Here is a 16,821-nt window from a genome sequence, read left to right as displayed (position 1 = left end):
AACATCATGAGCCAAACCACTTTGCTCGAAGCCGTTCCACGCCGGCAGGTCAGCTTCGCGCTCGACTCGCCGGAGCTCGCCGCCACCTATGAGCGGGTGGGCGTGCGCCAGTTCAACCACGGCAAGCTGCTGATCGACGCGCTCGCCCTCCATCCCGGCGAACGCGTGCTCGACATCGGCAGCGGCACCGGCCGGCTTGGTGTCTACGCGGCGCAAAAAGTGGCGCCCGGCGGCCACGTAACCGGCATTGATCCGCTGCCGCTGCGGGTGGACATTGCCGCCTCCAAGGGGCAGGCCAACTTCGCCGTGAGCGTCGGGCGCGCCGAGGAGCTGTCCGCCTTTGCCGACAGTAGCTTCGATGTGGTATACCTGAACAGCGTGTTCCACTGGGTGGACGACAAGCCCCGCGCGCTGGCGGAGATCTTCCGGGTGCTCAGGCCAGGCGGCCGGCTCGGCCTGAACAGCGGCGACGCCGACAAGCCGCACCAGTCAGGCGCCCTGCTGCGCGCAGCCACGGAGGCCGCCGGCGTCGATCCGGCGCGCCGCCCGCACGGCCGCAACCTCGGCGCAGTCAGCAACGCGCAGCTCAGCGCGCTGGTGGAAGCGGCCGGCTTTGCCGGCTACGATGGCGCGACTCGGACCATCGTTGACCTGGTACCGGACGCGGCCAGCCTGGTCGATTGGAGCCGCAGCAGCTCCTTCGGCAACACACTGACCGCCTTCGACGACGTGGAGCTTGCGCATGTGCTTGCGGCCCTGGGCGAACTGCTGGAACGCTACCGCACTGCCGAAGGCATCCGCCTGGAACGTTATCTGATATTCGCCACGGCACACAAGCCGCTGGCGTCCTGAGCCAGGCGCGGCCTCCAAAGATGCGCGCCTGGCTCCTGCACAATCGCTTCCTCGTCGTCTTCGCACTGCTGGCCTCGCTGATGGGCACCAGCGTGGGCGTCGCCAAGATCGTCACCTCGCTCTATGCGCTGGAGCTGGGCGCCAGCCACGCGCAGCTGGGGCTGATCGCCAGCGGGCAAATGATCGGCACGCTCGTCATGAGCGTGCCGATCGGCTTCCTGGTGGACCGTTATGGCCCCGTTCGGCTGTTCGTCACGGGCAGCGCGCTTGCGGGACTTGGTTATGCCATCGTGCCGTGGGCGGCCACGCCCTGGTTCCTGCTGGGCTGCAGCGCGGCGATCAGCTTCTTCATGCCGCTGCGCTTTGTCTCGCTCAACAGCGTGTTCTTCGAGCAGATCCGCACGCTGGGTGAGAACAAGGCGGGCTGGTACCGCGGCACCCATATGAGCGGCATGTTCTTGGTCGGTCCGGCGCTGGGCGTGAGCCTGGTCGCCTGGATTGGCTATCGCGGCACATGGTGGGCCATCGCAGCCAGCTTCGCGTTGACCATCGCGCTCTCGCCCATGGTGTTCGCGCGCTACGCCCGCCCTGCGCAGTCCGGCCCGCGCGGCGGCCAGGCCGCCGTACTCAGGCAGTTGGGCGCCCTGCTGCGTGACCGCGACCTGCGGATCACCAACCTCGTCGATTTTTGCGCCCAGTCCACCCATATGTATTTCAGCACTTTTATCCTGGTGATCGCGCTGGAGAGCATGCGGCTGGATGCCGCCCACGCCTCGGCCTACCTCACGGGCTCCGGACTGGCGTATATCGCCACTTTGTTCCTGCTTGGCAACACCACCGCGCGGCTGGGGCTGCGACGCAGCTACCTGGCCGGCTTCGGGCTGGTGGCGCTGGCGCTCGTTCTGCTCGGTCGAGCACCCGGCGCGGCTTGGCTGTGGCCCGGTGTGTTACTGCAGGGACTGGGGCTTGGCTTACTGCAGATCGTCAGCCTGACCCGCATCGCACGCATCGGCGCGCGCCTGGGGCGGGGCAAGGTGTCCGGCGCTAACCTGTTGGTGGGGCCACTCGGCTCGCTCTGCGGCAGTGCGGCTGGCGGGCTGCTTGGCGATGTGGTCGGCCTGCAGAATGTGTTCTTTATTTTCCTCCCGCTCTATGGCCTGCTTGCGTTCTGGTTCCTGCGCAAAGCGGATAGCACGCCCGCCGTCGCGCCTTCGTCAAGCAACATGCCGTCGAGCTGAACGCGCCGTTTTTGTCCCTCCCTCGCACTCTTCCCGTTCAGGAGCTTCCATGTCCCAATCCCGCAGCACTGATTACGATATCCATCCGCTCTTCCTGCAGCGCTGGTCGCCGCGCGCATTTACCGGCGAGGCGATCGACGAGGCGACCTTACTGCGCTTCTTCGAGGCGGCCCGCTGGGCGCCGTCTGGCTACAACGCGCAGCCCTGGCGTTTTATCTATGGACGCCGCGACACGCCTGCCTGGCAACCGGTATTCGCGGCGCTGTCCGAATATAACCAGAGCTGGGGGGCGAGCGCCTCGGCCCTGGTGGCAATCCTGTCGCGCAAGGTGTGGACGCCGCCGGGCAAGAACGAGCCGCAGCCCATCGCCACCCATTCCTTCGACGCCGGCGCGGCTTGGGCCAGCCTTGCCTTTCAGGCCACGCTGTCGGGCTGGCATGCGCATGGCATCGGCGGCTTCGACAAGGCCCGGCTGCGCGGATCGCTGGCCGTCCCAGACGACTACGCCATCGAGGCGGTGATTGCCATCGGCAAGCAGGGCGACAAGTCGCAATTGCCGGAAGCCCTGCAGGCGCGCGAGTATCCCAACCAGCGCCATCCGCTGGAACAGCTGGTGGCCGAAGGCCGCTTCTCCTTCGCCGCGGATTGACGCATCGCGCACCGGCCTGCCCGCCGCACTACGTGGACGGGCAGGCAAGCCAGCTTAGGCGACCGAGGCCGCCGCGGCCTCGCGCCGCAACGCGAAGAGGTTGGCGGGCCGCGTCAGCCCAAGGTTCTCGCGCAGCGTGCGTCCCTCGTACTCGGTACGGAACAGGCCGCGGCGCTGCAGCTCAGGCACCACCAGGTCGACGAAGTCGTTCAGCGACTCCGGCAGAACCGGCGGCATGACATTGAAGCCATCGGCGCCTTCATTGCGGAACCAGGATTCAATCTCGTCCGCGATTCGCTCGGGCGACCCCACAACCACCCGGTGGCCGCGCGCGCCAGCCAGGCGCTCGTACAACTGCCTGAGGGAGAGCTTTTCGCGCTGCGCCAGTTCCGTGACAAGTGCCAGGCGGCTAGTATTGCCATTGGTGCTTTGGGCAAACGGCGGCGGCGGCCCGTCCAGGTCATACTGGCTCAGATCCACACCGGGGAAATAGCGCGACAGGATGCCGAGTCCAACCGACGGATGGATCAGCCCCTGCAAGGCGGCGTACTTCTCCTCCGCTTCCTCCTGCGTGCGGCCGATCACTGGCGAGATCCCAGGCATAATCTTCAGCTCGTCGGGATGGCGGCCGTACTTTGCCAGCCGCCCCTTGACGTCCCGGTAGAACTTCTGCGCTTCTTCCAGCGTCTGCCACGCGGTAAAGATCACCTCTGCCGTGCGGGCGGCCAGCTCGCGGCCGGCGTCCGACGCACCCGCCTGCACCACCACAGGATAGCCCTGCGGCGGACGCGAGATATTGAGCGGCCCCTTGACCGAGAAGTGCTTGCCCTTGTGGTTGAGCGTGTGCAGCTTGCCGTTGTCGAAGTAGACACCACCCTGCTTGTCACGCAGGAAGGCGTCGTCCTCGAAGCTGTCCCACAGACCCTTGACCACATCGAGGAATTCCTCGGCGCGCTCGTAGCGCAGCGGATGCGCCGGGTGCTCTTCCTTGCCGAAGTTGCCGGCGGCGCTCTCGTTGCCGGTGGTCACCACGTTCCAGGCGGCGCGGCCCTTGGAGATGTGGTCCAGCGAAGCGAACTTGCGCGCCAGCAGGTAGGGCTCTTCGTAGGTGGTGGAGGCGGTAGCGACAAAGCCGACATGCCGTGTCACCGCGGACAGCGAGGCGAACAGCGTGACCGGCTCGAAATGCGCGATGCGGCCATAGCGGCTGCTCGCCTCGTCGTCACCTCGCTCCACCACGCCAACGCTGTCGGCCAGGAAGACCAGGTCGAACTTGCCGCGCTCTGCCGTGCGTGCGACGTCCTGATAGTGGTCAATATTGGTCCCGGAATCTGCCTGGGAGCCGGGATGACGCCAGGCGGCGATATGGTGGCCGGTAGCCTGTATAAAGGCGCCGAGCTTGAGTTGACGTTCGCTCATGGAAATACTCGCTTGGGATGGTCTGATTGTTTGATCGGCACCACGCGTGTGGCGTGGCGACCATCCCAAAGCGCAAACTCCATGCCATCCTCCAGGACCTCGCGCTGCCGTCGCGACAGCGGAGTAGCTGCTGCGCGGCGAGCAGCGCTCAACGCAGCAACTGTCTCGCGTGTAGCAGCGCGACCACCTTGAGCACGTTATCCTGCAACGCATCTCGGCCGTCCAGCAGCAGGTCCGGCGATTGCCAGCGCAGCCGCGCGCAGCGGCAGGCATCCAGCCATGTGGCCTGCAGGTGTGGCCAGCGCCCCTGTATATTGGTACCCCACAGGCGGTCGCGCATGGCAATGCGTTCGCGCCGCAGCGCAACCGGGGCGTCGACGCGGATCAGCAGGTCGGAGCGAGGATGCGGCCGCATGGCATCGAACAACATCGCCGGGCGGATGGCGAAGCGCAGGCCGCCGCTATCGCTGCGGCGGATAAAGCTGGTGAGGTCCACATCCGGCGTCGACGCCGGGCTGCCGAGTCGGTGCGCCAGCAACCGGTCGATCAGGCCCCAATCGTAGTCCAGTGGCCTCGTCAGGAAGGTGCGCAGGGTCATGCCGGGCGGCCGGGGAAGGAAGAAGTAATCGGTCGGCACGCGCCCCACGCGCCCTTCCCCAAGCGTCTGCGCGATCGCCATGCCAAGCGCGGACTTGCCCGCCCCAGCGGGACCGACCACGGAAATGCGTAGCGGAGGGCAGGGAAGTTGCATAGGCTGACAGTGGAAGTCCAGGGACACTGCGCCGGCCTCACCCGCGCAGCAGCTTGTAGCTCTGGTCATCGTCGCGCCGCGTGCCCGGTGTCCAGCCGATAGAATGCCGGTAGCTGCCAAGCAGGGCGGCGCCGGCCAGTTCCCGTTCGTCCACCGCCTTGCGTTTGTCGGCGAACGGCGCCACGTAGAGCGCATCCGTCGGGCAATAGGCCTCGCACATGAAGCAGGTCTGGCAATCCCGCTGCCGGGCGATCGCAGGGTTCTCGCCCGGCACCGCGTCGAACACATTGGTCGGGCAGATCTTGACGCAGAGATCGCAGCCGACACAGCGATCCTGGCTGATGAGCTCGATCATGCCGCCAGCTCCAGCTGCTGTGCCTGCGGCGCGGCATGCCACGCTTCCCGTTGCGGCCGCACCCAGACTTCGTCCAGGCCGCCGCTCACCACGAAGTGCCGCTGCGCCGCGTCCGGACCGGCGAAGTCGGTGCGCTTATGCATGCCGCGTGTTTCGGTGCGAAACAATGCACTGCGGTACATCCAGCGCGCGTTCGCCAGCATCGCCACGGCTTCGCGTGTGCGCGCCGTCGTGCCCGGAGCGGGTGCCGCGGCGCCGCGCAAGGCATCCCAGCGGGCATCCAGCCGCGCCAGCGCGCTAAGCAGCCCGTCGTGGTCGCGGAAGTAATTACGCGCGTAGGGGAACATTTCGTCCTGCACCGCGCGAATCAGCGCCGCCGCTTCGATGGGTTCTCCACTCCCGCGCAAGTGCTCCGCGGCCGCCCCGCGCACCGGCCGCCCCGCCGCGTCCGCGCCCACCCCAAGCGCGAAGGCCGCGGCAGACTCGCCGGCCCAATAACCCGACGAAGTCGCCCACGCCGCATTGCGGCTGCCGCCCCCCGTAAAGCCACCGCAGATCAGTTCCCGCGTGGCCGCGTCGCCGGCCGCAAACAACCCGGCAACCGTTGTGGCGCAGCCGCGGTCGATGATGCGCAGGCCGCCGGTGCCGCGCACGGTGCCTTCCAGTCGCAGCGTCACGGGGAAAAGCTGGGTGAATGGATCCAGCCCGGTGCGATCGAACGAGAGGAAGAAGTTTGGCTGCGCGAAGCGTGCCAGCCGGCGGTCTTCGTGGGTTGCCTTGTCGAGAATAGCGTAGACCGCCCGGCCCTGCTGCAGCAGGCGCGCGATGGGGCTGCGGCTGCGCCCGCCCGCACCCGGTATCTCGGTGCCGTCCTGGTGCCGGAACGTGGCCCAACGACAGAACGCAGACTTGGTCACCGAGGAAAAGGCTGGCCCCAGTCCATAAGCATTCGAAAACTCCATGCCCGACAATTCCGCGCCCGCCTCGGCCGCCATCAGTTGGCCGTCACCTGTCAGCACGTTGCAGCCGAGCGCCTTGCTCAGGAAGGCACAACCACCGGTGGCGATGACAACGGCGCCGGCGCGTACCGTCCAGGCGCCTTCCGGCTGCCGCCGCGTGCCGCGTGCGCCAGCAACGCGGCCATCGTCATCGAGCAGCAGTTCGGTGACGGGGCTCTGGTCGAGGATCTTCACGCCGGCCTCCCGCACGACCCGCCGCATCAGCCGCATATACTCCGGCCCCTGCAGCGAGCGCCGCTGCTGCTTGCCGTCTTCGTCGACCGGGAAGGGATATCCCCATTCGGCCACCAAGTTCAGGTTGTGGTAGGTCTGGTCGAGTACCCGCGCGCTCCACCCATGATCGGCCAGGTGCCCGCCCAGCGCATCGCGCTCTCGGATAGCCGCCGCCCGCGCCTCGGGCTCCGGGGGGATGTACCAGACGCCAGTGCCGGAGGGCGCGGTGGCGCCAGATGTGCCCACATACCCCTTGTCCGCCAGCACCACGCGCGCGCCTTGCCTAGCCGCGCGCCATGCGGCCCAACATCCTGCCGGCCCGCCGCCGATCACCAGCACATCCGCCGGCTGCGCCGCCGGTCCTTCCCATCCGTTCGTGCCCATACCTTGCTCCCGTGGTTTAGCCTTGCTTGATGGGGAAAATGCACGATGCATGCCACGCGTCCGGCGCGACTTCCTCCGCGCTTGTGGCGTGATTGCATCACCAGTGTTGCTGCGCTCGCAGCAGTCAGGTGCCGCAACTGGTACGCCAGCAACACGCCGGGTGTCGGATCTCGCGGTTTTGCACGCCATTTACGGTGGCATGCGACTTGCGCCTCAGGCCCAATTTGACGAGACCTTTCCATGCGCCTCCTGCCCACCCCTCGCCGTTTGTCCGGCTCGGTTGCGTTCGCCCTGTTTGTATTCGCCATCTCCGCGCTGGCGCAGTCGCCCCAGGTCATACGCATCGGCATTGCCAATGCCCCGTCCGGCAACCCGCCACGGCTGTCCTCGGGCAGTGCCATGGCCATCGCCAACGTGCGCGGCCTGATCGAGGAGGAGTTCCACGCCGACGGCATCAAGATCGACTGGTTCTTCTTCAAGGGCACTGGCCCGGCAGTCAACGAGGCGCTCACCAACCATCAGCTCGACTTCGCGCTGCAGGGCGACCTACCCGCCATTATCGGCCGCGCCAATGGCCTCAAGACCCGCGTGCTGTTGATTCTGGGCAGCCGCACCAATGCCTACCTGCTGGTGCCGCCGCAATCCACGGTGCGCTCGGTGGCGGATATCCGCGGCAAGCGCATCGCCTTCAGCAAGGGCACCATGACTCAGCTACCGGTAAACCGCATCCTGGAAGCCAACGGCATGAATGAACGCGACATCCGCGCCGTCAACCTGGATACCGGTTCCGCGCAGGCGGCCCTGGTCAACAAGGACATCGACGGCCTGTTCGGCGGGGCTGCGCTGCTCAAGCTACGGGACCAGGGCGTGGCGCGCGTGGTGTACTCGACCAAGGTGGCACCCACCATTACCGGACAGTCGGTGATGCTGGCCACCGAGACGTTTGCCGACAAATACCCGAAGCTCACCCAGCGCACCGTCAAGGCGCTCGCCCGCGCAGCGCTGTGGGCCTCCGACGACACGAACCGCGAGGAAGTGTTCAGGATCTGGGCACTGGGCGGCACGCCGGCGTCCGTCTGGCGCGAGGAGTTCGAAGGCACTCCACTGGCGGTAAGGCTGTCGCCGCGCTTCGATCCCTTCGTGGTGGCACGGCTCAAGGACGCGGTGGCCGATGCTTACCGCTTCCGGCTGATCCGCAAGAATTTCGAGGTTACGCAGTGGATTGCACCGGCCTATCTGGATGCGGCGCTCAAAGAACTGAAGCTGGAGCAGGCCTGGCCGCAGTTCGACGCCAACGGCAAGCCGCTGGCGCCTTGATCGCACTCGCGGCAGCCCGACTGCCACCGACGTCAGGCGGCGACCTTCAGTGTCGCCTCGAACAGGCCGAGCAGCTCCTGCCAGTGGCGGGCTTCGGACTCGGCATGGAGGCCGGGTTGTCCGCCACGGCAAAGCCGTGTCTGGCGGGGTAGCGGGTGGCGGTGTGCTCCGCGCTGGCCGCGGCCAGCGCTGCCTCCAGGCGCCCGATATCGGCCACGGGCATCGAGGCGTCATCCTGCGCATGGCCGAAGTGAAGGCGCGCGCGGATCGCGGCGGCCCGCAGATGCGGGTTTTCCGCTGCCGTGGTCGCGAGATTGCCGCCATGGAAGGCTGCAACGGTGGCAATGCGCGCGGGATAGTCCGCCGCCGCATGCAGCGCGATGGCCCCGCTCAGGCAATAGCCTGCGATGCCCACCGCTTCGCCCGCCACGCGCGGGTGGGCGCCCAGCCAGGCCAACAGTGCGGCGTCGACGACGGGCGCCCGGTCCGTGCGGTAGTAGAGATTCGACAGCACCACCACGTAGCCTTGCGCGGCCAGTTGTCGGCCTTTCTCGATGAAGGCCGGGCGCGCCGCGTATGTCGGTATGGAGAATGACGGCCGGCCAGGTGCCCTCGCCGTCAGGCAGGAATACCCAGGCGTCCAGTTCGCCGTCCTGGGTGGGGAAATTGATCTGCTTCTCGCTCATGTTCGCTTCTCATCAATGCCTGCAATGAACTGGGCCATACTGCACGCCGGATTGCTCTACAGGGTCGCGAGGGAAATTTCGGTCGCCTTCACCAAGGCGATGACTTCCGTCACCACGGCCAAGCCAAGGTCGCGCACCGAGCCGGTGGCAATGACCTAGGTTACGATGCCGCCCGGCGTCTCGACATCGACCGCCGAAACGACAGGTCCTCCGATGATGTGCGAGATGCGACCGCGGAACTGGTTGCGAACGTTGATGGCTGCGATGGTCATGCTTTGCGTTTTCCCTTGATCGATAACAGGCAACTGGTGGCTGGCTTGGGCCGGTGCTTACGCCTCCCCGCCCTGCCTTGACTGGCAAGCTCCATGCCAGCCGTCCTGGCCCACGCGGGGCCGGATGGTGTCCCTCGTGCCGCTGCTGGCGCAGCAGCGCCGCGAAAAAGCTGCGCCAATGCGAGCGGTTTCCGCCCCGCCTCAGGCCACAGCAGGCAGCATATCCCCTCGCCCAGCCCGCAATCCATCCCGCACATCCTCATCGACCGCCCGCGGCTCCGGCAGCACCACCGGACCGGGCCGCTCCGCGGGCGGGTTGCGATCCGCGCGCACCCGTTCACCATCCACTTCCTCCGGCAAGAACCCGCCCGCCTGCTTGCTCCACAGCGCAAAATATGCACCGCGCCGCCGCAGCAACTCCGCATGGGTGCCGTCCTCGATAATGCGCCCTGCATCGAACACCAGGATGCGATCCAGGTGTGCAATGGTGGAAAGCCGGTGCGCCACCACGATCACGGTCTTGCCGACCATAACGTCGTCGAGCGTGTCCTGTATCGCCTTCTCGGTGATGGAATCCAAACTGGAGGTGGCTTCATCCAGGATCAACACCGGCGCGTTCTTCAGGATCACCCGGGCAATCGCAATACGCTGGCGCTGCCCGCCCGACAGCTTGACGCCGCGCTCGCCCACCATCGCGTCATAGCCCTCACTCATCTGTATGATGAAATCGTGCGCATGGGCCGCACGCGCCGCCGCCTCCACTTCGGCATCAGTCGCTTCAATGCGCCCGAAGCGGATGTTCTCGCGCAGCGAGCGGTGAAATAGGCTGGGATCCTGCGGGATCAGGCTGAGCTGCGCATGTAGGGAATCCTGCGTCAGATCGCGGATATCGATGCCGTCAATCAGGATCTGGCCACGCTGCGGATCGAACAGCCGCAACACCAAGCTGGTGAAGGTCGACTTGCCCGAGCCGGAAAAACCGACCAGGCCCACCCGCTGCCCCGACGGAATCGACAGGTTCATTTGCCGGAACACCTGCTTGCCGTCGGCGTAGGCAAAGTCCACGTCGCGAAAGGCGATGCTGCCACTTAGCAACGGCACGGCGCGCGCGCCTGGCGCATCGACCAGTTCATGCGACTGCACGACTGTGGCCACGCCGTTGGCCACGTTGCCGATGTACTCGAAGAACTCCAGAAAGCGCCGGCTGAGGTTGCGGGCTTCATTGATGATCAGTAGGGACAGACTCACCGCCATCACAAACTCGCCGACGCCGATCCCTCCCTGCCCCCACAGCGTCAGCGCGTAGTACAGCACGCCGATCTTGAGCGCGGCCGCGGCGGAGAACTGGAACCAGCGTACCCGCTCCGAGTAGCCGTTGGATTTACGGATCGCCGTCATCTCGCGGGTCAGGTACTGCTCCAGGTGTTCCCGCTCGAAGTCCAGGCGAGCAAACAGCTTGACGCTGGTCAGGTTGCTCACCGAGTCGACCACCTTGCCGGTAGTTTCGCTGCGCGCGGACGACGCCTTGAACGCGTACGGTTGGCAGCGCGTCGCCAACCAGTAGGAGCAGCCGACGAACACAACAGCCCACGCCGCCACGAACAGTCCCAGCTGTTCATGGGCCCGGTATAGCAGCGCGATCGATACGGTGAAAACGATGGTGATAGGCCAGAAATCCGTGATGATGGCCCACAGCGTCTGCGTAACGCCCTGCGAGGCTTCGCTGACGCGATGCGCGAGCGAACCTGCGAAGTTGTTGCTGATGTAGCGGTGCGAGTGGTGCTGCAGGTAGTGATAGATCTCGCGCGTGACATTCTGGCGCTGGCGTGGACCCAGCCGGATCTGGATGGCCCCGGCCAGGCGCCCGAACACCACCTCGCCCAGCGAGAACGCCACGAACAGCAGCAGCGGCTGCTGCAGCACCGCCACCAGGGCTATGGAATGGCCGGCCGCGGTGGTCACCTCCTTGATGATGCGCGCCAGCGCATAGGGGATCAGAATGCCGCTGCCAGCGGCGATCCCCTCGAACAACAGCATCATCGCGTACCAGTAGCGGTAGCGCGCCACAAAGTGACAGATAAAGCGAAAGGGCGTGGCCGGCAGGTCGGGGGTGCCCGGCGCACGCTGGAACGTTGGCGAGGAAGACATGATCGTGGTGTGATGATGTGGGGACGATGTAGGGAAAAGGGGCCGAGGTAGCTTGCGCCTCGGCCTCGGCCCCGTGCCTCATGGCTGGGCGAAAGTGAGCGAGCGAATCGCGGCAAGGCCCTCCTCCACCGGCGCGCGCAGTGCAGGGGCCCCACGCGCGCGCAGGTAACGCTCGGTGACGAAGGCCTGCACCGGCGCAGCGCCGGCGGGCAGGCAGAGATACCCCTGATGGGAAACCTCGAAGCGCGGCGCGACAGAATCCGGCGCGAAGCGGTCGACCTGGGTTGCGCGGTACTGGACGCAACGCGCCCCGCCCAGGCTGGCGGCTTGTGCCTCCAGCCCGGCAAGATCGTGGCCATGGTCGGCCAGGCGCGCCACCAGCAAGGCCCGGGCCCATTCGAGCAACACCACTTCCTGCGCAATCGGCGGAAGCGGCTTGCCCGTATCCACCACCACGGCCCCGGCAAGCACCGCGTAGGGCTCGCCGTCCGCGCCGACACGCGCGGCGGCGGCGTTATCGACGAAGACGATGGCGTCGCGCCGTTGCCGGACTACCTTCCAGCCTGCGCCGGCCGGCGCCGCCACGCTGAAACCCGCGGCCTGTAAGCGCGCAGGTGCCGCCCCAGCGGCGGCGCCTGCCGTGGCGAACACCGTCGCGGCCCCGGCTAGCAAGCCCACAAGCCGGCGGCGCGCTGGCATGACAGCCCCGGCCAGGGGGCGCGCCCTCATGGCTCCAGCCCGGCAAACAACCCTTCCAGGCGCTGCGCGATCTCGCTGTCGAGCCGCGGCAGCAGCGCCAGCGCACCGAGGTTGTCGTGCAGTTGCTCCACCCGTGAAGCCCCGGTGATAACAGTGGAGACGTGCGGGTTGCGCAAGGCCCAGGCCAGCGCCAGTTGCCCCGGCGTGGAGTCCAGCGCACGGGCGATTCCCGCCAGTTCCTCGACGGCCTGCCGCACGCCCACATCGCCAATGCGTTCGCGCAGGCGTTCGTTGCTGTTCAGCGCGGCGCGGCTGTCCGGCGCAATGCCTTCCGTGTACTTGCCCGTCAGCACGCCGCCTGCCAGCGGGCTCCAGGTGGTCAGGCCCAGGCCGATGTCCGCATAAAGCCGCGCGTAGTCCTGTTCGACGCGCCGGCGCGCCAGCAGGTTGTACTGCGGCTGCTCGGTGACCGGCTTGTGCAGGTGCGCGCGCTCGGCGAAGTCCCAGGCTGCGCGGATCGAATCGGCGTCCCACTCGGACGTCCCCCAGTAGAGTGCCTTGCCACGCGCGATGATGTCGTGGAAGGCCCAGACGGTTTCCTCGATCGGGGTGTCCGGGTCCGGCCGGTGTGCGTAGACCACGTCGACGTAGTCCAGGCCAAGCCGGGCCAGCGAGCCGTCGATCGCGCCCAGCAGGTATTTTCGGTTGAGAGTGCGCCTCTGGTTGGGGCCGTCGTTGAGGCCGCCATAAAACTTGGTGGCAATGACGAAGTTCTCGCGGGCCCAGCGCAGCTCACGCAATGCGTCTCCCATCACGCTTTCCGCCTTACCTTGGGCATAGCTCTCGGCGTTGTCCAGGAAGTTGATGCCATGATCCCGCGCGGCGGCAAGGATCTCCACCGCTTCGCGCACCCCCACCTGGCCACCGTAGGTCACCCATGCGCCCAGCGACAACGCGCTCACCTTCAGCCCGGCACGCCCCAGTCTGCGATATTCCATTTTCCTTGTTTCCTTTCGCTTCGTGATCAGTCCTGGCGCGGCCCCCTTGGCCGCGCGTAGCTTCATGCGTGCCCCACCAGCGGCACCACCTCTTGCCCCACCAGCAGCGCTTCTTCCAGGTTCGGATAACCGGAAAAAATAAAGCTGCCAATGCCAAGCGAGATGTACTCTTCGATCCGTTGCGCCACCTGCCGGTAGGAACCGATCAGTGCCGTGCCGGTACCGCCTCGCACCAGCCCCACGCCGGACCAGATGTTCGGGTAGATCTCCAGGTCGCGCGCCCGGCTCACCGCGCGCCCGGGATGCAGGCTGCGCATGCGCGCTTGCCCGACCGACTCAGATTCCGTCAACTGGCGCTGCGCGACGTCGATCAGTTCCGGCGGCACCTCGCCGAGCAGGCGTTCGGCCTCGCTCCACGCCAGTTGCTCTGTCTCACGTGCAATCACGTGGATGCGCAAGCCATAACGCAAGGTGCGGCCATGGCGCGCCGCAAGCGCATTGGTGCGCGTCAGCCGCTCGCCCAGCATGGGCGGCGTCTCGCCCCACATCAGGTACACATCGGCGTGTTCGGCGCCGGTGCGCTCGGCTGCGTCCGACGCGCCGCCGAAATAGATCGGGGGCAACCCGGCCAGCGTCCCGGCCAGTGCCTCGCCATCCACCACGTAGTACTTGCCTCCGTGGACCTGCCCGACACCGCCAAAGGCGTCGCGCAAGACCTGCAGGTACTCTCCCGCGCGCTCGTAACGCGCGTCATGGCCAAGAAAATCGCCCAGCGAACGCTGCTCGGTGCTGCTACCGCCGGCCACCGCCTGCAACAGCAGTCGCTGGTTGCTAAGCACCTGCAGCGTGGCTGCCTTCTGAGCAAGATGCATGGGCAGCTCTAGCCCCGGCCGGAACGACACCAGGAACTTCAGCCGCGCGGTTTCGTGCGCCAGCGCAGCCGTCACCAACCAGCCGTCTTCTGCGGTCAGGCCGGTCGGCAGCATGACCGCATTGAAGCCGGCGTACTCGGCGGTACGCGCCACGCTGGCCAGGTAGTCGATATCGGGCGAGCGCGTGCCGCGCGAGCCGTGCCGTACGCTGCGCACCCCAGTATTGACGAGGTGCCTGCCATCACCGCTGGTGGGCAGGAACCAGTTGAATTCGATGCTCATGGAAATCGCATTCCTTGTGAACAGTTCAGACGGCAAGCGGGGCCTGTGGCGTAGCGAGCGGCCTTTTGCGCAGCAATGGCAAGACTTCCTCCCCAAGGCGAAGCAGCTCCTGGAGTTCCGGCTCGGCGGAAAGCACGAAGCTATCGAGCCCCAGCGCGTGCAGCGCCTCCAGCCGCTGCGCGACCTGCTTGTAGGACCCCACCAAGGCAGTGCCTGGCACGCGCCGGGAGCGCGCGGCATCGTCCGTGGCCTGCCGTTCGGTCTCCCGCGCGATCACATGCACGCCATAGGCGAAACGCAGGCTGCGCCCGAACCCGGCTGCCAACTCGCGCAACCGGCGGATGCGTTCGCCAGCCTGCGCGTGGGATTCGTTCCAGCGCAAGTGCACGTCACCCAGCTCGGCCGCGACCTGCTCGGCTTGGGCCGAGCAGCCACCCAGGTAGATGGATGGCGGGTTACGCAGCGGCTTGAGCAGGCCGGCGTTCTCGACACGGAAATATGACCCGTGGAAGTGCAATTGCCCGGCAAAGACCGCCCGGCCCTTCCACGTATGCCGCAGCACCTGCAGGAACTCATGCGTGCGCTGGTGACGCTCCTCGTGCTCGAGCAGGTCGCCGTAGGCGCGGCGCTCGGCCTGGCTGCCGCCGGTGACCACATTGAGCAAGAGCCGGTTGCCGGAGATCGATTGCAAGGTCTGCGTGCTTTGCGCCGCCACGGCCGGCTGCACCGAGCCCGGCCGGCAGGCCACCAGGAAGCGCAGCCGCGCAGTATGGCGCGCCAGCAGGGCAGCGGCCAGCAAAGGCTCCAGGCTGCCCGGCCCCGTCGGCAGCTGGATGCCGTGAAAGCCGGCATACTCCGCCGCCCTGGCGACGTTGATCAGGTATGCCGCATCTCTGTAGTACAAGGCTGCGCTGCCGTGCGACGGCACATGCCAAGTGAATTCCAGGCTCAAGATGTCTCCTCCCCTCGTTGGCCGCGGCTATAGCAGCTCGAAGCCCTGGCCGGCCAGTGCCTCGCGCAGGCGATCGCGGCCTTTCAGGCTGTCCGGGCCGCGCAGGCGGGCCACCGAATGGACACTCCAAGCGTCCGATGGCAGTTTCTGCGAGCCATAGAAGGCTTTCATGATCTTGTCGTAGGCGGCAACCTCCTCGCGCACGGACGCCGGCGCGTATTGCTCGCGGTACAGCACGGTGCGTTGCGACAGCCGCGGCTTGACCGCGGCGGGCCGGGCCAGGTCGGGAAAGCCAATGCAAAGTCCGAATACGGGGAACACGCTGCTGCCTGTGTTCAGCTCCCGCGCCACCGCTTCGGGCTGGTTGCGAAAGGCGCCGATGTACACCGTGCCCAGACCGAGCGACTCGGCCGCGGTCACCACGTTCTGCGCGGCCAACGCGGCATCGATCACCGCCATCAGGAAGGTATCCAGGTAGCGCAAGCCCTCGGCCCGCTCATCCCGGTGATCGGCGATACCGCGCAGGCGCGACAGGTCAGCCAGCCACGCCAGCACCAACGGTGCCTCGCGGACCTGGGCCTGGTTTCCGGCCAGCGCGGACAGGCGGCGGCGCCGGCCCTCGTCCTCGATCGCAATCACGCTCCACGTCTGCAGGTTCGACGAACTGGGCGCGGACTGGGCCGCGCCGATCAATAGCTCCAGCGTGCCGGCAGGCAACGTCTCCGGCAGGAAGGCGCGCACCGAGCGATGCGCCAATATGGTCTCTAGCACCGGGTTGAGCGCCTCTATCGCAGGCATGTTGCTCACCCCGTCCACCTTTTGCTCGCCATAGCGGGTGGCAAGCAGCTTCAACAGTTTCGACATTGCGAGGTTCTTCCTTTTCGTCGTTCGGCTTACCAGGCGAATTTCCAGTCGGACAACGCCGGCTCCGGCAATGCGGCCGTCAGCAGCTTTTCCGCCGGCGAGTCGGCAAACTCGCTCATCACGTCTTCCTTGATCGCCGAGAAGGCATAGCTTCCCCGGTCCCGCGGGCGCAGCAGCGGAACGTCGACAATGCGCTTGATGCGCCCGGGGCGCGGCTGCATCACCACCACCCTGTCGCCCAGGTAGACAGCCTCCTCGACGTCGTGCGTCACCAGGATCGCCGTAATTCCCTCCAGCTCCCAGATGCGCTGCAGCTCCTGTTGCAGGTAGGCCCGGGTCAACGCATCGAGCGCGCCAAATGGCTCGTCCAGCAGCAGCACTTCAGGCCGGTTGACCAGCGCGCGCGCGATCGCCACGCGCTGCGACATGCCGCCCGAGAGCTGATAGGGATAGGCGGTCTCGAAGCCCTTGAGCCCGACCAGCTCGATATGTTCCTGCACCGAGTTGCGCTTGCCGGATTCCGGAATCCGGGCGTTGAGCAAGCCCAGGCTGATGTTTTGCTCGACAGTCAGCCACGGGAACAGCCGGTGCTCCTGGAACACGATGCCGCGGTCCAGGCTGGTGCCGACGATGCGGTTGCCGTCCAGCAGGATCTCTCCCTGGTAGTCCTCCTCAAGTCCGATAATCAGCCGCAGCAGCGTGGATTTCCCGCAGCCGCTGGAACCGACGATGCTGACGAACTCACCCGGCTGGATGGTGAGGTCGATGTGTTCAAGCACGGGTAATGGCTCGCCCTTGACCTGGTATTGCTTGGAGAGGTCCTTGATCTCCAGTGTTGCGACTTGTGGCAT

At 66.6% G+C, this 16,821-nt stretch carries 17 protein-coding genes and 1 pseudogene; 5 read left to right on the top strand and 13 right to left on the bottom strand.

Features of this window, described 5'->3' with window-relative positions; genetic code table 11:
- Positions 1-6 precede the first annotated feature (6 nt).
- The 3 genes from AC1RQC_RS29230 to AC1RQC_RS29220 are packed head-to-tail and all read left to right on the top strand — an operon-like array spanning position 7 to position 2,739.
- Positions 7-852: a class I SAM-dependent methyltransferase gene (locus tag AC1RQC_RS29230; RefSeq protein WP_492808912.1), complete on the top strand. Its 846-nt coding sequence runs from the start codon at positions 7-9 to the stop codon at positions 850-852.
- A 20-nt stretch (positions 853-872) separates the two neighbouring features.
- Positions 873-2,090 (top strand): MFS transporter, encoded by a 1,218-nt coding sequence (locus AC1RQC_RS29225; RefSeq protein ID WP_492885407.1) that lies wholly within the window; start codon positions 873-875, stop codon positions 2,088-2,090.
- Positions 2,091-2,139: 49 nt separating this feature from the next.
- Complete coding sequence (locus AC1RQC_RS29220; protein ID WP_492808907.1) at positions 2,140-2,739, top strand: nitroreductase family protein; 600 nt, start codon at positions 2,140-2,142, stop codon at positions 2,737-2,739.
- Positions 2,740-2,793: 54 nt separating this feature from the next.
- Here the strand turns inward: AC1RQC_RS29220 and AC1RQC_RS29215 are convergent, their stop codons facing one another.
- The 4 genes from AC1RQC_RS29215 to AC1RQC_RS29200 all read right to left on the bottom strand — a co-directional run bounded on the left by AC1RQC_RS29215 (position 2,794) and on the right by AC1RQC_RS29200 (position 6,880).
- Positions 2,794-4,158, bottom strand: coding sequence for an LLM class flavin-dependent oxidoreductase (locus AC1RQC_RS29215; RefSeq protein WP_492808905.1), 1,365 nt, complete (start codon positions 4,156-4,158; stop codon positions 2,794-2,796).
- Positions 4,159-4,306: 148 nt separating this feature from the next.
- Positions 4,307-4,876 carry a hypothetical protein gene (locus AC1RQC_RS29210; protein WP_492885405.1) on the bottom strand — a complete coding sequence of 190 codons (570 nt, stop codon included), beginning with the start codon at positions 4,874-4,876 and terminating at the stop codon, positions 4,307-4,309.
- A 70-nt stretch (positions 4,877-4,946) separates the two neighbouring features.
- Positions 4,947-5,264 carry a 4Fe-4S dicluster domain-containing protein gene (locus tag AC1RQC_RS29205; protein WP_492808902.1) on the bottom strand — a complete coding sequence of 106 codons (318 nt, stop codon included), beginning with the start codon at positions 5,262-5,264 and terminating at the stop codon, positions 4,947-4,949.
- Positions 5,261-6,880, bottom strand: coding sequence for an FAD-dependent oxidoreductase (locus AC1RQC_RS29200; RefSeq protein ID WP_492885403.1), 1,620 nt, complete (start codon positions 6,878-6,880; stop codon positions 5,261-5,263). The genes AC1RQC_RS29205 and AC1RQC_RS29200 overlap by 4 nt, the downstream gene beginning before the upstream one ends.
- 240 nt (positions 6,881-7,120) lie before the next feature.
- Between AC1RQC_RS29200 and AC1RQC_RS29195 the strand changes: the two genes are divergently transcribed.
- The gene (locus tag AC1RQC_RS29195; protein ID WP_492885401.1) at positions 7,121-8,197 is read left to right on the top strand and encodes an ABC transporter substrate-binding protein; all 1,077 of its coding nucleotides are present in this window, start codon (positions 7,121-7,123) and stop codon (positions 8,195-8,197) included.
- Between the two features lie 46 nt (positions 8,198-8,243).
- Here the strand turns inward: AC1RQC_RS29195 and AC1RQC_RS29190 are convergent, their stop codons facing one another.
- Positions 8,244-8,711 carry a dienelactone hydrolase family protein gene (locus tag AC1RQC_RS29190; RefSeq protein WP_492808897.1) on the bottom strand — a complete coding sequence of 156 codons (468 nt, stop codon included), beginning with the start codon at positions 8,709-8,711 and terminating at the stop codon, positions 8,244-8,246.
- A 40-nt stretch (positions 8,712-8,751) separates the two neighbouring features.
- On the opposite strand from AC1RQC_RS29190, the gene AC1RQC_RS29185 reads away from it, so the two are divergent.
- On the top strand, positions 8,752-9,042 hold the full coding sequence (locus tag AC1RQC_RS29185; protein ID WP_492809103.1) for a hypothetical protein: 291 nt from the start codon (positions 8,752-8,754) through the stop codon (positions 9,040-9,042).
- Here the strand turns inward: AC1RQC_RS29185 and AC1RQC_RS29180 are convergent.
- The 8 genes and pseudogenes from AC1RQC_RS29180 to AC1RQC_RS29145 all read right to left on the bottom strand — a co-directional run bounded on the left by AC1RQC_RS29180 (position 8,940) and on the right by AC1RQC_RS29145 (position 16,821).
- Positions 8,940-9,155 (bottom strand): annotated as a pseudogene (locus AC1RQC_RS29180) (TOBE domain-containing protein). The gene AC1RQC_RS29185 and the pseudogene AC1RQC_RS29180 sit on opposite strands and share 103 nt — an antisense overlap.
- A 201-nt stretch (positions 9,156-9,356) precedes the next feature.
- Positions 9,357-11,303 (bottom strand): ABC transporter ATP-binding protein, encoded by a 1,947-nt coding sequence (locus AC1RQC_RS29175; protein WP_492808896.1) that lies wholly within the window; start codon positions 11,301-11,303, stop codon positions 9,357-9,359.
- A gap of 78 nt (positions 11,304-11,381) precedes the next feature.
- The gene (locus AC1RQC_RS29170; RefSeq protein WP_492808894.1) at positions 11,382-12,032 is read right to left on the bottom strand and encodes a hypothetical protein; all 651 of its coding nucleotides are present in this window, start codon (positions 12,030-12,032) and stop codon (positions 11,382-11,384) included.
- The gene (locus tag AC1RQC_RS29165; RefSeq protein WP_492808892.1) at positions 12,029-13,000 is read right to left on the bottom strand and encodes an aldo/keto reductase; all 972 of its coding nucleotides are present in this window, start codon (positions 12,998-13,000) and stop codon (positions 12,029-12,031) included. The genes AC1RQC_RS29170 and AC1RQC_RS29165 overlap by 4 nt, the downstream gene beginning before the upstream one ends.
- A gap of 62 nt (positions 13,001-13,062) precedes the next feature.
- A complete protein-coding gene (locus AC1RQC_RS29160; RefSeq protein WP_492808891.1) occupies positions 13,063-14,154 on the bottom strand; it encodes an LLM class flavin-dependent oxidoreductase in 1,092 nt (363 codons plus the stop codon).
- Between the two features lie 25 nt (positions 14,155-14,179).
- Positions 14,180-15,106, bottom strand: a complete 927-nt coding sequence (locus AC1RQC_RS29155; protein WP_492808889.1) for an LLM class flavin-dependent oxidoreductase — start codon at positions 15,104-15,106, stop codon at positions 14,180-14,182.
- A gap of 27 nt (positions 15,107-15,133) precedes the next feature.
- Entirely contained in the window at positions 15,134-15,970 is an 837-nt protein-coding gene (locus AC1RQC_RS29150; protein WP_492808887.1) for an NADPH-dependent oxidoreductase, read from the bottom strand.
- Positions 15,971-15,999: 29 nt separating this feature from the next.
- The gene (locus AC1RQC_RS29145; protein ID WP_492808885.1) at positions 16,000-16,821 is read right to left on the bottom strand and encodes an ABC transporter ATP-binding protein; all 822 of its coding nucleotides are present in this window, start codon (positions 16,819-16,821) and stop codon (positions 16,000-16,002) included.

This window comes from Cupriavidus sp. GW822-FHT03E04, from assembly GCF_058801495.1.
This window is presented reverse-complemented; position numbering and strand designations above follow the sequence as displayed.

Excerpts from the sequence above, each read along its gene's own strand:
- AC1RQC_RS29230 (WP_492808912.1), top strand. The coding sequence starts at position 7 with ATGAGCCAAACCACTTTGCTCGAAGCCGTTCCACGCCGGCAGGTCAGC.
- AC1RQC_RS29225 (WP_492885407.1), top strand. The coding sequence starts at position 873 with ATGCGCGCCTGGCTCCTGCACAATCGCTTCCTCGTCGTCTTCGCACTG.
- AC1RQC_RS29220 (WP_492808907.1), top strand. The coding sequence starts at position 2,140 with ATGTCCCAATCCCGCAGCACTGATTACGATATCCATCCGCTCTTCCTG.
- AC1RQC_RS29215 (WP_492808905.1), bottom strand. The coding sequence starts at position 4,158 with ATGAGCGAACGTCAACTCAAGCTCGGCGCCTTTATACAGGCTACCGGC.
- AC1RQC_RS29205 (WP_492808902.1), bottom strand. The coding sequence starts at position 5,264 with ATGATCGAGCTCATCAGCCAGGATCGCTGTGTCGGCTGCGATCTCTGC.
- AC1RQC_RS29200 (WP_492885403.1), bottom strand. The coding sequence starts at position 6,880 with ATGGGCACGAACGGATGGGAAGGACCGGCGGCGCAGCCGGCGGATGTG.
- AC1RQC_RS29195 (WP_492885401.1), top strand. The coding sequence starts at position 7,121 with ATGCGCCTCCTGCCCACCCCTCGCCGTTTGTCCGGCTCGGTTGCGTTC.
- AC1RQC_RS29185 (WP_492809103.1), top strand. The coding sequence starts at position 8,752 with ATGAAGGCCGGGCGCGCCGCGTATGTCGGTATGGAGAATGACGGCCGG.
- AC1RQC_RS29175 (WP_492808896.1), bottom strand. The coding sequence starts at position 11,303 with ATGTCTTCCTCGCCAACGTTCCAGCGTGCGCCGGGCACCCCCGACCTG.
- AC1RQC_RS29170 (WP_492808894.1), bottom strand. The coding sequence starts at position 12,032 with ATGAGGGCGCGCCCCCTGGCCGGGGCTGTCATGCCAGCGCGCCGCCGG.
- AC1RQC_RS29165 (WP_492808892.1), bottom strand. The coding sequence starts at position 13,000 with ATGGAATATCGCAGACTGGGGCGTGCCGGGCTGAAGGTGAGCGCGTTG.
- AC1RQC_RS29160 (WP_492808891.1), bottom strand. The coding sequence starts at position 14,154 with ATGAGCATCGAATTCAACTGGTTCCTGCCCACCAGCGGTGATGGCAGG.
- AC1RQC_RS29150 (WP_492808887.1), bottom strand. The coding sequence starts at position 15,970 with ATGTCGAAACTGTTGAAGCTGCTTGCCACCCGCTATGGCGAGCAAAAG.
- AC1RQC_RS29145 (WP_492808885.1), bottom strand. The coding sequence starts at position 16,821 with ATGCCACAAGTCGCAACACTGGAGATCAAGGACCTCTCCAAGCAATAC.